Source organism: Clostridium sp. UBA2485, from assembly GCF_002341865.1.
Taxonomy (GTDB): Bacteria; Bacillota; Clostridia; order Clostridiales; family Clostridiaceae; genus Clostridium_J.
Map to the genome: position 1 here is coordinate 1 of NZ_DDOV01000063.1, position 12,320 is coordinate 12,320.

Below are 12,320 nucleotides of genomic sequence, written 5' to 3' on the forward strand. Positions count from 1 at the left end.
AAAATAGTAAATCCAGAAAAGCTTATAGAAAAAGTATCTTCTTAGGAATTAAAAAATCTTAATTAATTCTCAATTAGAATAGAAACCTTATGTCCTATTCTTTTTATTTAATGTAACAACTAAAAAATGAATAATTTATGTAAACATCCCACTATTCAAATATGAATTTTGGGTGTTTTTACGTTACATTTTGATTTTTATGCGAATCATAACTATCGAATTTGAGAGTACGAACAATGTTCTTTGAGAATTAAATAATATGGTGTGAAAAAGTAGAATTACTTCACATTTATTTGGAAAGGTAATTATCTTTACTAATAAAAATTATGATATAATTACCTTTAGTAAAGTCAAAATAGTAATTTAAATAAAATATATCCAAGAGGTAATGATTACCAAACTATATATTTTGAACAAAATTATGTAAGCAGTAGTAGAAAAAACACTTAGTAAGGAAGTTGTTCAAGTAAGTGAAAATAATAATGTGGCAGAAAAGAGAGGTACTAACAATGAATACACCATCATCAATAACAGAATTTGTAGGAACAGGAATTGGAGATACCATTGGCTTAGTCATAGCTAATGTTGACTCTTTTCTTCATGAAAAAATGGGATTAGATAAAAAATATCGGTCTATAGGAATAATTAGTGCAAGAACAGGTGCAGGACCACATATTATGGCAGCAGATGAGGCTGTAAAAGCTACTAATACAGAAGTAGTAAAGATTGAAATGCCAAGGGATACAAAGGGTGGAGCAGGACATGGTTGCTTAATCATTCTGGCAGCAGAAGACGTAACAGATGTAAGAAGAGCAGTAGAAGTTGCTCTTAAAGAATTAGATAGAACTTTTGGAGATGTTTATGCATGTGATTCAGGACACTTGGAGCTTTCATATACTGCAAGTGCAAGCTTGGCATCAAAAAAAGCATCTGGTGCTCCACTTGGAAAAGCTTTTGGGATAATTGCTGGTGCTCCAGCTGGTATTGGTTTAGTAATGGCAGATACAGCAATGAAAACTGCAAATATTGAGATGGTAACATATGCAAGTCCAGATGCAGGAACAGCACACACAAACGAAGTAATTATAACATTTACTGGAGATTCAGATGCTGTTAGACAATCAGTAATAGCTGCAAGAGAAATTGGTTTGTCTTTATTGAAAGCAATGGGGCAAGAGGCTCAATCTGCTACTAAACCATATATTTAGCAGATGATTTATTAATCTGTTTTTTTCTTATTAAATAATCTAACTATAAAAAACGAATAATTTACTTGAGCACCGTATTATTCAAATCTGAATTTTACGGTGCTTTTATGTCGTAATACAAATATATTGTGCAGGGGTGATAATTTGAAAATAATATTTGGAAAGTAACGGTTATAAAAGGTGCTGAAAATTTATTCTAGCAATTATGTGAAGAAAATAATATAAAATACAGTCCATATCCTAAACTATTTGAAAATATTTATAGGGCAGAATGTGAAAAAGAAAAATTAGAAAGTATTGGATACTGTATATTTACACTTGAAGAAATGCCAGAGATAGCTTTAGGTTAAGTCGCAATACAAATATTGTAAAATAAAATAGTTCTTTGAAAATTGAATAATACAGTATTTACAAAATATGTTATAATTAATTCATAATAGGCAGAAAAGGTGAATGAAATTTATAGAAGATGGTAGGTGACAAAATGCTTAATGCTGGAAGCCGTATTGTGAATAGTTGGCTATACCCTATTCAAGATGGTTATGTTTTGATTGATACAGGATACGAAAACGGGTTTCTGCACTTCAAAAGACGATTGTCCAGATTAAATATAGAATTGGAAAGCATTCGATACGTATTTCTAACACATGCACATGACGACCATGCAGGTTTTTTGAATCAGCTTTTAACGGAACTGCCTGATACAAAGGTAGTGATGAGTAAAAAAGCCTTAGAAATTCTATATAAAGGACAAAACTCTTTTATTGGCGGCTGTACTAGCCGTATAGCTCTTTTTTTCTGTAAGATCATGGAGTTTTTAGGAAAAGGAGAACACCGTTTTCCACCGCTAAACCAGGAGTTTGAAAAAAGATGTTTTTGTGTATCTGAGGATAACCTTAAAGAAGTTGAAGGAGAGCTATGCGGAAAAATCATCAACACACCAGGGCATACTACTGATTCCATTTCACTCCTGCTTGATAATGGCGTCTTATTTTGTGGTGATGCTGCTATGAATGGTCTGCCGAGTATTCACAAAGTAACAATCTGGGCAGAAGATAAAATCGAATTTGCCCGATCTTGGGAAGTAATCATCGGTACAAGACCCCAAAAGGTTTATCCTGGACACGGATCACCATTTGTATATCACGAGTTAGAAAAAAATTTACCTTATGCCCGTAAAATGAATTTATACCCTTTAGGGATTACAAAATAAATACTATTTACAGTACATCTTATTCTTAAATAATGAAACCAATATACAATCAAATAATTTATTCATAATACCGTATTATTCAACGTGAATATGCGGTATCTTTGTTTCGCACTACAAATATATTACGTAATTTGATTATATTGCGTAGTAAATGATAAAGATGTTCTTTGAAAATTAAATAATGCGGTATTTACACTATATGTTATAATTTTAGGTAAAATAAATGTTAATTATATTTTTTATATAAGGAGGAATTAAAATGGAATATTTTCATGTTGATGTTTTTAGCAATGAAATTTTATCTGGCAATGGATTAACTGTTGTTTTTTGTAATGAGGAATTAGAAGATAATCTTATGTTGAAATTAACACAAGAGTTTAAGCAATTTGAAACAATCTTTGTGAGAAGAATAGATGATAGTATATTTAATGCAAGAATTTTTACAGTAGAGGAAGAATTGGATTTTGCGGGGCATCCTATTTTGGGAGCAGCTGCTACTATTCATAGTCATATTTTTAAAAATGAAGAAGATATAGCAATTACATTTCAATTAAATCAAAAAACAATTATAGTTAATTCGAAAAAGATAGAGGAGTATTATGAAGTACAAATGAATCAAGGAAAAGCGGAATTCCTCTGTGAAGTTTCAAAAGAGAAGAGAAATAAATATGTACACGCATTGAACTTGTCAGAAGAGAATTTAAGCGAAGAATTTCCTATGGAAGTTGTATCAACAGGATTACCATACTTATTAGTACCATTAGCTTCAGGAATAGAGAATGCAAAAATAATTAGTTCTAAATTTGAAGAAATGTTAAAAGAAGTAGGTGCTAAATTTGCTTATATATTTGATGTGAATTATATAGAAGGACGGACCTGGGATAATCAAGGAAACGTTGAGGATGTTGCAACAGGAAGTGCAGCTGGACCATTAGGTGCATATTTATATAAGCATAATATTTTTAATGTAGGTCATGAGATTATAATAAATCAAGGAAGATTTGTCGGCAGACCTAGTAAAATTAAGGTTTCTATGAGCATTTCTGAAAAAGAAATATTAGTGTCTGGAGAGGTAGCTATTTTGGCAAAGGGAACTATTTTACTATAATAATAAACGTAAAAAATCGCATTATTCAAGAGATTGAATTTGCGATTTTTTATTGCGCAATCCAAATAAAATGCGACGTAATTATTGAATCAAAAGTTGGAGTTGGCACTATGGTAAGTATAAGGTATAGACGTAAGGTAAATGTAAGATAAATTTAACCTCTTTCGATTTCTTCATATGGTTATTAGTACTAAAATGAAGGTGATAAGGGGGAATAATTATGCTAAATAAAATCAAAAAGTTTAGTGTAAAAAAGAAAATATTTTTTACACTTGTTATTATCTTAGGGGGATCTTTAATATTTGCTTTCAATTTTCCACTAGGCAAATATGTAAATTCTAAGGTGAATGGAAATAGTGGAATAGCTAGAGTGCCTAATGCTGTGGATTATAAAAGAGGAAAGCTTAAAGAACTTCCTAAATATGATGAAAACTCAAAAAAACAGTGGCAGGTTGATTTAAGAAGCTATGATTTATCAGAACTTAATGTTAAAAATAACTTAAAGGATTTAATGCATGCTGATTTTGATAGTAAAACAAAATGGTCTTCTGATATTCCCAAAGAATTTGATAGACAAACTATTATGGAATATGGAAAAAACCCAGGATTGAATTTAAGAAAACTTCATGAAAGGGGTATTACAGGAAAAGGAGTGAGCATGGCTATTATCGATCAAACTCTTTTAGTAGACCATGAAGAATATAAAGATAGATTAAAATTTTATGAAGAAATCCATAATTGTGAAGAGGATGGTGCTATGCATGGGGCAGCTGTTAGCTCTATTGCAGTAGGAAAAACTGTAGGTGTTGCACCAGAGGCAGATTTATACTACATTGCAGAAACTCATGGAAAATTTACTTTAAGTAATATGGTAACTGGTTTTCCCTTTGATTTTAAGTATTTAGCAAAATCTATAGATAGAATTATAGAAATAAATAAGACTCTACCTAAAGAAAAAAAGATAAGGGTCATTTCTATGTCTATAGGATGGACTGAAGGGCAGAAAGGATTTAATGAGGTAGATTCAGCAGTAAAAAGGGCTAAAGATGAAGGAATATTAGTGGTTTCTACAAGCTTTGATAAATATTATGGAGTTAGCTTCTGGGGACTTGGAAGAGAAAGTATGAAAAATCCAGAGAATTTTAAAAGTTATGAACCAGGAGTATTTTGGAAAGATGCATTTTTAAAAAATGATGAAGAATTTCATAATGAAAGATTTAATATAGAAAAGAACTTTATGGTGCCAATGGACAGCAGGTGCACGGCATCACCTACAGGAAAATCGGATTATGTATTTTATAGAGAAGGTGGACTTAGTTGGTCTGTTCCCTATATAGCAGCTTTATATACTTTATGCTGCCAAGTAAATCCTAATGTAACTCCAGATGAGTTTTTAGAAGCAGTATTATATACAGGTGATGTAGTGGAAATAGAGAAAGAAGGGAAAAAATACAATTTAGGTAAAATAGTAAATCCAGAAAAGCTTATAGAAAAAGTATCTTCTTAGGAATTAAAAAATCTTAATTAATTCTCAATTAGAATAGAAACCTTGTATCGCATTATTTGTATTTAATGCAACAAATAAAAAACGAACAATTTATATAAACACCGCATTATTCAATTTTGAATTTTGGGGTGTTTTTTACGTCACATTTCAAATACTAACTATATCTTTTAAAATAGTAGTATTTATAATATATAAAGCTATAATTTTACACATCATAATATCATTGGATACTAGATAACTATATGCGTGATATGTAGTATCAATAGTAAATAAAGATAAGATAGATTAGGGATGATATTATGAAAGTAGAAATAGCTATTAAAGATGATGGAAAGAAAAGATATGTACTTGTAGATAATAAGGGAGAAATAGAGGTACCAGTCGTTAGATTTTCAAAATACAGGAATTAGAGAACGTATTGAAGGATTACGTAAGCAAGATAAAAATTCCAGTAAACCTTCAAAAAAAGAAATGACAGAATCAAGTAAGGATATAGTTATAGCAGCTAAAAATAAGAAAATAGAACAACTAGAGAAAGAGAATAAGTCTTTGAAGGAACAACTAATGATTTTAAGAAATAAACTATATGATACTATATAGTTTACCTATGTAGTTAAAAATGGATAAGTGTACATCCAGTATAGAAATCAACAAATTCACTTTAAATAAACATTGTGAAGTAAAATAAGTTCTAATTATGCTTATAATGCAGGATTGATATGTTTAGCTTTTTCATCTCTCCATTGATTTAAGAACTTTTTCATTTTTCTTCTGCTATCAATAACGAAAAATGATTTGTGTGAATATTTTTCGTGCAACTTCATTATAGTACGTTTTCTTGTTTTATTAAATGTCCATAGTCCTTTTAAGAACTTAAAAAATTCCAAATCAAATCTTTCTTCAAGATGTTGAGGCATATCTGACCTCTTTTTTCCATACCTTCTAAATACACCAAGCAAACATACTAACCGATTTATATTTAGAAATATGATTAAATCTGCCGATTTAAATCGCAATTCCATTGTTCCTGTATGATTACCATCAATAATCCATTTTTCCTTTGATATAAGTTCGTTTTGCTTCATTATCCATTTCTCTTTCGTTGGTTGCTCCCAATTAGGACCCCAAAATTCAACATCTAGATGAATAATTGGCAACCCCGTTATAGCAGACAATTCTTTAGCCAGAAAACTTTTCCCGCTTCCATTATTGCCAATAATAATAATGCGACTATATACAAATATATTCAAAATAATCACCTCCTAAAATATAAATAATCTGTAGTTCGCAGTTTTTTACTGGGATGCCCTAAGTTGCTGGATCACAATAAAATATAATTTTGAATTAACCTTACTATATAATATTATCACTTGACTCCATACTTTGGAATAAAAATTTTCTATCAAAAGCTTATCATTGTTTATATATCAACAATGTTGGAGTTACCCATTTAGGCTATATTTATGCATCGAAGTATAGATAACAAATATAGATGAACCAATTAATGAAGAATGTTCTTTGAAAATTGAATAATACGGTATTTGAAAGTATGACATAATGTGGATAAAATGGACATGTTTTAATCACAATTGTATAATTATACGTAATAAATATATTAAGGAGTAAATAATTATGAGTGAGATTTTAGATATTTCTTATAATGACATTGATATCATCAAGAACCTTTGGGAAAAGAATAGGTTATATCATCAGAATAGTTCAGAATACTTTAAAGAATCATATCGCTCCATTAACTTTGATGAAAGAATAAAGGCTTTTTCTATGTTTAATAAAGATACAATGAAAATAACTGTGGCTAAAATCAATGATGAATATATAGGATATTGTATATCAACCATAGTGGATGGAACGGGAGAGCTTCAATCACTGCATGTTGATGAGAGTAATCGAGGTAATGGAATCGGGAGGCAACTTGCATCCAAACATATAGAATGGATGAAGGAAATGAAGTGTAAAGTAATTGGGGTAACTGTGTCTCAGGAGAATGAATCAACGATATGTTTTTATAAGAAGCTTGGATTTTATCCTAATACCTTATATATGCAACAAAAATAGAAAAGTTATAAATGGATTATTTATAAAAATACCCTATTATTCTGAAATTGAATTTTACGGTATTTTTATTATGTATGATTGATTTCAAATTAGAATCTGAGAGGGGAAATTTCAAATGAATATTGCCATTTGGATTACAATAGGCGCTGCTCTTTTATGCGCTTTAGTTGCTATCAACAAAAAAGATAAAAAATAAATTTCAGTTTGTTGATGAGCTTATTAGTTTGCATATCATTAAGTTAAAAACATAAATAATATATTAGAATATCGCACTATTCAGAGATGAATTTGCGATATTTTTTACATCACAATTTGATTATAAAGCGACATAACTTTTGAAAATGAAAATATGAAAAATGTTCTTTGAAAGTTGAATAATGCGGTGTTAATAAGTAAAAGTAACTATATGAAATTATGTAAATATGATATAGTTATCATTAGTTAACTGAAAATGTAATTTGTGATGACATATTTTAAATATTAATGTGAGGGTTAAATATGTATACTTGTGCTATGTGTAGCGAAAATTATTGTAAAAAAGGAGAACTTGAAAAATTACCCCGTAATTGTCCATGCAGTGAAAAAGAAGAACAAGAAAAAATAAAGAAATTATATAATGAAGAGGAAAATTATAAATTAGCATATAACTCAGCATTAGTTGAAGCAGAAGGATACTGTAAAAACACAAGACTTGAAGAGATAATGGATTTTGCAAATAAGTGCAATTTTAAAAAGTTAGGAGTAGCTTTCTGTGTAGGTTTAAATAAAGAAGCAAAAATATTATGTTCAATATTAAAAAATAATGGGTTTGAGGTTAATTCAGTTGTATGTAAAAATGGAAGCATACCTAAAGAATTTTTAAATATTAAAGATAGTGAAAAAGTAAGCCCAGATACTTACGAGCCAATGTGTAATCCTATAGGACAAGCAATATTTTTAAATGAATCTAAAACAGAACTTAATATAATTTTAGGTTTATGCGTAGGGCATGATAGTTTATTTATAAAGTATTCCAATGCACCTATAACTGTTTTTGCAGTAAAGGATAGAGTTTTAGGTCATAATCCATTAGCTGTAATTTATCAAGCAGAAGCGTACTATAAAAATAAATTATTTCCACAAAAATGATAAGTAGTATTCACTTCAAAACTTGATACTCAAACAGATGAATATAATAAAAGCTTTGGAATATTCTCATTTGAGGTAACAATCGAAAAATGAACAATCTATAAAGACACCGCATTATTCAAACATGAATGTGCGATATTTTTATGGCACAATTCAAATATTTCATAATTTTATATTAACTTTAATAAGTACTTTATAAAGCATAATATTATTTTATGTAGGGGCTAACAGTGTTCGTCTAAAAATTTAAGTCAGGTCTCATCATCAAATATTGGACAGATAGGTGATGTTTAAGAATATTATTTTAATGTCAAGATTGATAAATATATTATTATGACAAATTACATCCATATAAACATGTTTTACAATCCAATGACATTAGCTATGTAAATGTAAACTAGCGAATAGTGTTTGCTCTTACAATATGATAAACAATGAAATATATAAAAGAATGTGGCATAAAACAAATTGTTTTTCAAGTTTGGAAAGATAATATCCCATATTATCCGCAAAGCCAATATAATATCATTTATTAAAGACTAATGAGTTATATACTGACGCAATTTGATTAAAATGCGATGTATCTCTTGAAAATGAAGATACAGACAATGTTATTTGGAAATTGAATAATGCGGTGTTTTAAAATTATTATGTTATATATATGGAAACATGCAGAAGTAATGGTATAATTTAAATATTAATTAAATGGTAACTGTATAATATTATGATTTTATAAAGGGGTGATTTGGATATGAATAGTTTAAATGATATAAATAAATTTCTTAATATTTTAGATGAAAACAATATATACTATCGTTTAAATAAGATAAGGCCAGAGGGCATTATGATTGAAGTTACAGTTCCAGGACAAAGATGGGAAATAGAGTTTATGGAAGATGGCACTGTTGAAATTGAAAAATTTATTAGTGATGGGTCATTTTATGGTAAGGAAGAATTAAAAGTCTTACTTACTGAATTTTCAGGTTGAAATAAACTTTAATCAAATGTTCAGACATAGCATTCTTATTTTATGTAGCACGTTATATAATCAAATATTTTATTCATAATACCGTATTATTCAAAAAGAATAAGCGGTATTTTTATTTCGCAATTTGATTTAATTGTGAAATAGTTAATTATATATGGTCTTTGAAAATTGGATAATACTATATTTGAAATATGCTATAATATGTGTAATTGGAATATTTTTAAATCCAACTTTAATTTATTATGACATAATTAAGAATATATTTAGGAGCATAATATTTATGAGTAAGAGAATAGGCATGATTTACAAACTTGAACCCCAAAAATCACAAGAACACTATAGCCTTAATAGGATAAGTACTAATGATATAGATGATTTAGCAACTTCTATGTTAGATGCATTTAGAGATACAGAAGACTTTGAGGGTGAAACATTAGAGGATTTAGGCGAAGAAATTCGTGAGATTGTTGAAAGTACTTTTGGCATATTTATTTCCGATGCTTCATTTCAAATTAGGCAAAATGCAGAGGTTGCGTCTGTAATTCTTATCAGTTTATATGAAGGTAAACCATTAATTTCAGAATTATTTACAAAAAAGAAATATATGAATTTAGGTATGGCAAGTAGCCTTTTAAAAAAAAGTATAAACGCATTACTGAGGTTAGGATATGAAGAATTAGTTTTATATGTACACCCTAAAAATGTACAAGCGATTAATCTTTATAAAAAAATTGGATTTATAGAGTTATAACTCAGTTTGCATTTTTCTTATTTAAAGTCATAACTGAAAAAATAAATAGTTTATAAAACACCGTATTATTCTAGTTTGAATTTTACGGTATTTTTACGTTACAATCCAAATATTTGACGAACTAATTAATAAATTATGATCTTTGGAAATTGAATAGTATGGTATTTGAAAATATGTTATAATATGGGCAAAGTCAGCGTGTTTAAATCAGTGACTAAAAAAATAACAGGAGGTATTTTTATGGATTTTAGGATAATATCATTGCCACCGTTTAAAGCAGCCTCATCTGGGGTAGATAAAGAATTCGACTTTTCCTTTAATGGTATTTTAGGAAAGTTTGATAAGTATTTTTCTGCAATTAATCCATCCAAAAGAGATAGTTTTATGCCTAGAGATTTTTTGTTCTTTGATGAAGAAAAACAAGGTATGGTATGGTGGTGGGCATTGAGCGAGGATATGGATAATGGTGGCAACGAAGTCGTTGATTTTGAAGGCGGGTACTATATAACTTATGTCTATAAAGATGGAGATGAAGAAACAAATAGTAAGTTATATAATCAAGCCTTGGAATATATTAAGAATTCTGAGATTTTCGAACTGGATGTCCGTCAAAATCATTATGCTATGGGGCATATTATTACACCATCAGAGATTATAAAAGCACAAGGATGGGCACAAATGGAAACATTTATACCAATTAAATTAAAATCAACCTCCAACTTGTAATAAAAATTATAAGAATAATCTTCTTACTTAACAACCAAAATATAAAACTGAATAATTTTTCTAAATGCCGTATTGTTCAAAAATGAATTTGCGGTATTTTTTATGCTGTAATTTGCTTATTAAGCGATACAAATATTGAAAAGTGAAATATGAACAATGTTCTTTGAAAACTGAATAATACGGTATTGAGAAATAAAAATTCTTCTATAAGTATGGAGAATTAATGCAATAAAATCGAGAACGTACTACATTTTTATTATTAGTTAAGAGTTAATGGTAAAATATTGTGCATGTTTCATAGAAAGGGGTATGGGGAGATTGAAAATTAATAAGTATGTTTTCTTGATTACAATGTTTATAGTATATGTTTTGATTGGGATGACACCATGGTTTAGGATAAAACTTGCCCCACCAGTAGAAATGCCAGAGTTTAATGGAATAATATACTATTTTTATTACAACTTTATTCATGCCTCGGGATTTAAAATAATCGTTGCTTTAATAATTGCAACTATAGTAAATCTAATTATAAGAAAAAGAGCAATCAATAATTAATTTCGCAACTTTCTTATTTAGCGTCACAAATGAAAAAATGAACAATTTATAAAAATACCGTATTATTCGAATGAATTTTACGGTATTTTTTATGTCGTGATTCGAGCTAACTAATTACATATGGTATTTGAAAATTGAAATTAATGCCTTATGTGTTTTTTTATTGTTTTTATTTCATTTATTTGTCCTTAATAACAAAGATGCTGTTACTACATCTACTAGCATTGAATACCTAGTTAGTTTGACTAATAAAGGAATGACAATGTTGTATTTGCAACAATCTAATGCTACAATATTGTAAATACAACAATTTTTATTGGTGAAATAAATTAAGGTAGGTGATTTAATGGGGCAGATACTTAGGGAAATCGGTATGATTGCAAGATGCTTTGAAACAATTAGCAATGTTGAATTTAAGGAATTCGAACTTGCTAAAGGTCAATACTTATATCTTGTAAGAATATGTGAGAATCCAGGTATTATTTCAAATAAGGTATCGGAAATGCTAAAGGTAGACAGGACAACTACCGCACGTGCTATTAATAAACTTGAAAAATCAGGATTTGTTGAAATGAGAAAAGATAATGTAAATAAAAGGATATTAAGGATTTATCCAACTGAAAAAGGCAGGACGACTTATAAATTTTTAAAAGAAGAAGAAGCTTACTCAGATTTTATATCACTTCAAGGGTTTTCTGAAGAAGAAAAAGGCATTTTGTCAAAACTTCTTGTTAGAATGAGAGAAAATATTCAAAGTGATTGGGAAGTTATAAAAAAAGGTGGAACGAGAAAATATTTAAATAAATAATAGCGTTATTGAATTAGTATGGAGAAAGCTGCAAGGAGGGATGAAATGTGGACAAAGTAGAGATTATTTTATTCAAAGATGAATATTGTAATGATTTGAAAAGGCTATCTTATGAATGGCTTGAAAAATATGTTTCAGTAGAGCCAGAAGATGAAAGAATTCTAAATAATCCTAAAGAAGTAATACTAGATAATGGAGGATATATTTTTTTTGCAAAATGTGGAGAAGAGATAGTTGGAACAGTATCTTTAA

Annotated in this window: 13 protein-coding genes and 1 pseudogene; 13 read left to right on the top strand and 1 reads right to left on the bottom strand. The window is 28.9% G+C overall.

Annotation, left to right across the window (positions count from 1 at the left end; all coding sequences use genetic code 11):
• Window positions 1-509 precede the first annotated feature (509 nt).
• From pduB to B3603_RS13575, 5 genes are all read left to right on the top strand, one after another.
• The gene (pduB, locus tag B3603_RS13555; RefSeq protein WP_291565818.1) at window positions 510-1,208 is read left to right on the top strand and encodes a propanediol utilization microcompartment protein PduB; all 699 of its coding nucleotides are present in this window, start codon (window positions 510-512) and stop codon (window positions 1,206-1,208) included.
• A gap of 469 nt (window positions 1,209-1,677) precedes the next feature.
• The gene (locus B3603_RS13560) at window positions 1,678-2,421 is read left to right on the top strand and encodes an MBL fold metallo-hydrolase (protein WP_291565793.1); all 744 of its coding nucleotides are present in this window, start codon (window positions 1,678-1,680) and stop codon (window positions 2,419-2,421) included.
• Window positions 2,422-2,680: 259 nt separating this feature from the next.
• The gene (locus B3603_RS13565; protein ID WP_291565795.1) at window positions 2,681-3,529 is read left to right on the top strand and encodes a PhzF family phenazine biosynthesis protein; all 849 of its coding nucleotides are present in this window, start codon (window positions 2,681-2,683) and stop codon (window positions 3,527-3,529) included.
• A 220-nt stretch (window positions 3,530-3,749) separates the two neighbouring features.
• Window positions 3,750-5,036 carry a S8 family serine peptidase gene (locus tag B3603_RS13570; RefSeq protein WP_291565797.1) on the top strand — a complete coding sequence of 429 codons (1,287 nt, stop codon included), beginning with the start codon at window positions 3,750-3,752 and terminating at the stop codon, window positions 5,034-5,036.
• A 471-nt stretch (window positions 5,037-5,507) separates the two neighbouring features.
• Window positions 5,508-5,636: a hypothetical protein gene (locus tag B3603_RS13575; RefSeq protein WP_291565798.1), complete on the top strand. Its 129-nt coding sequence runs from the start codon at window positions 5,508-5,510 to the stop codon at window positions 5,634-5,636.
• Between the two features lie 101 nt (window positions 5,637-5,737).
• Here the strand turns inward: B3603_RS13575 and B3603_RS13580 are convergent, their stop codons facing one another.
• Window positions 5,738-6,286 (bottom strand): hypothetical protein, encoded by a 549-nt coding sequence (locus B3603_RS13580; RefSeq protein WP_291565800.1) that lies wholly within the window; start codon window positions 6,284-6,286, stop codon window positions 5,738-5,740.
• A gap of 382 nt (window positions 6,287-6,668) precedes the next feature.
• On the opposite strand from B3603_RS13580, the gene B3603_RS13585 reads away from it, so the two are divergent.
• The 8 genes and pseudogenes from B3603_RS13585 to B3603_RS13620 all read left to right on the top strand — a co-directional run.
• Window positions 6,669-7,112 carry a GNAT family N-acetyltransferase gene (locus tag B3603_RS13585; protein ID WP_291565802.1) on the top strand — a complete coding sequence of 148 codons (444 nt, stop codon included), beginning with the start codon at window positions 6,669-6,671 and terminating at the stop codon, window positions 7,110-7,112.
• 498 nt (window positions 7,113-7,610) lie between these two features.
• Entirely contained in the window at window positions 7,611-8,240 is a 630-nt protein-coding gene (locus B3603_RS13590) for a DUF1847 domain-containing protein (protein ID WP_291565804.1), read from the top strand.
• Between the two features lie 751 nt (window positions 8,241-8,991).
• Window positions 8,992-9,228 carry a hypothetical protein gene (locus B3603_RS13595; RefSeq protein WP_291565806.1) on the top strand — a complete coding sequence of 79 codons (237 nt, stop codon included), beginning with the start codon at window positions 8,992-8,994 and terminating at the stop codon, window positions 9,226-9,228.
• Window positions 9,229-9,508: 280 nt separating this feature from the next.
• Window positions 9,509-9,979: a GNAT family N-acetyltransferase gene (locus tag B3603_RS13600; protein ID WP_291565808.1), complete on the top strand. Its 471-nt coding sequence runs from the start codon at window positions 9,509-9,511 to the stop codon at window positions 9,977-9,979.
• A 240-nt stretch (window positions 9,980-10,219) separates the two neighbouring features.
• Entirely contained in the window at window positions 10,220-10,705 is a 486-nt protein-coding gene (locus tag B3603_RS13605; protein WP_291565811.1) for a hypothetical protein, read from the top strand.
• Window positions 10,706-11,014: 309 nt separating this feature from the next.
• Window positions 11,015-11,260 carry a hypothetical protein gene (locus B3603_RS13610; RefSeq protein ID WP_291565813.1) on the top strand — a complete coding sequence of 82 codons (246 nt, stop codon included), beginning with the start codon at window positions 11,015-11,017 and terminating at the stop codon, window positions 11,258-11,260.
• 346 nt (window positions 11,261-11,606) lie between these two features.
• The gene (locus B3603_RS13615) at window positions 11,607-12,068 is read left to right on the top strand and encodes a MarR family winged helix-turn-helix transcriptional regulator (RefSeq protein ID WP_291565815.1); all 462 of its coding nucleotides are present in this window, start codon (window positions 11,607-11,609) and stop codon (window positions 12,066-12,068) included.
• A 47-nt stretch (window positions 12,069-12,115) separates the two neighbouring features.
• Window positions 12,116-12,320: pseudogene (locus tag B3603_RS13620) on the top strand (GNAT family N-acetyltransferase); the annotation flags it as partial.

What these genes read in the sequence shown, in the direction of transcription:
- pduB (WP_291565818.1), top strand. Translation starts at nt 510, where the DNA reads ATGAATACACCATCATCAATAACAGAATTTGTAGGAACAGGAATTGGA.
- B3603_RS13560 (WP_291565793.1), top strand. Translation starts at nt 1,678, where the DNA reads ATGGTAGGTGACAAAATGCTTAATGCTGGAAGCCGTATTGTGAATAGT.
- B3603_RS13565 (WP_291565795.1), top strand. Translation starts at nt 2,681, where the DNA reads ATGGAATATTTTCATGTTGATGTTTTTAGCAATGAAATTTTATCTGGC.
- B3603_RS13570 (WP_291565797.1), top strand. Translation starts at nt 3,750, where the DNA reads ATGCTAAATAAAATCAAAAAGTTTAGTGTAAAAAAGAAAATATTTTTT.
- B3603_RS13575 (WP_291565798.1), top strand. Translation starts at nt 5,508, where the DNA reads ATGACAGAATCAAGTAAGGATATAGTTATAGCAGCTAAAAATAAGAAA.
- B3603_RS13585 (WP_291565802.1), top strand. Translation starts at nt 6,669, where the DNA reads ATGAGTGAGATTTTAGATATTTCTTATAATGACATTGATATCATCAAG.
- B3603_RS13590 (WP_291565804.1), top strand. Translation starts at nt 7,611, where the DNA reads ATGTATACTTGTGCTATGTGTAGCGAAAATTATTGTAAAAAAGGAGAA.
- B3603_RS13595 (WP_291565806.1), top strand. Translation starts at nt 8,992, where the DNA reads ATGAATAGTTTAAATGATATAAATAAATTTCTTAATATTTTAGATGAA.
- B3603_RS13600 (WP_291565808.1), top strand. Translation starts at nt 9,509, where the DNA reads ATGAGTAAGAGAATAGGCATGATTTACAAACTTGAACCCCAAAAATCA.
- B3603_RS13605 (WP_291565811.1), top strand. Translation starts at nt 10,220, where the DNA reads ATGGATTTTAGGATAATATCATTGCCACCGTTTAAAGCAGCCTCATCT.
- B3603_RS13610 (WP_291565813.1), top strand. Translation starts at nt 11,015, where the DNA reads ATGGGGAGATTGAAAATTAATAAGTATGTTTTCTTGATTACAATGTTT.
- B3603_RS13615 (WP_291565815.1), top strand. Translation starts at nt 11,607, where the DNA reads ATGGGGCAGATACTTAGGGAAATCGGTATGATTGCAAGATGCTTTGAA.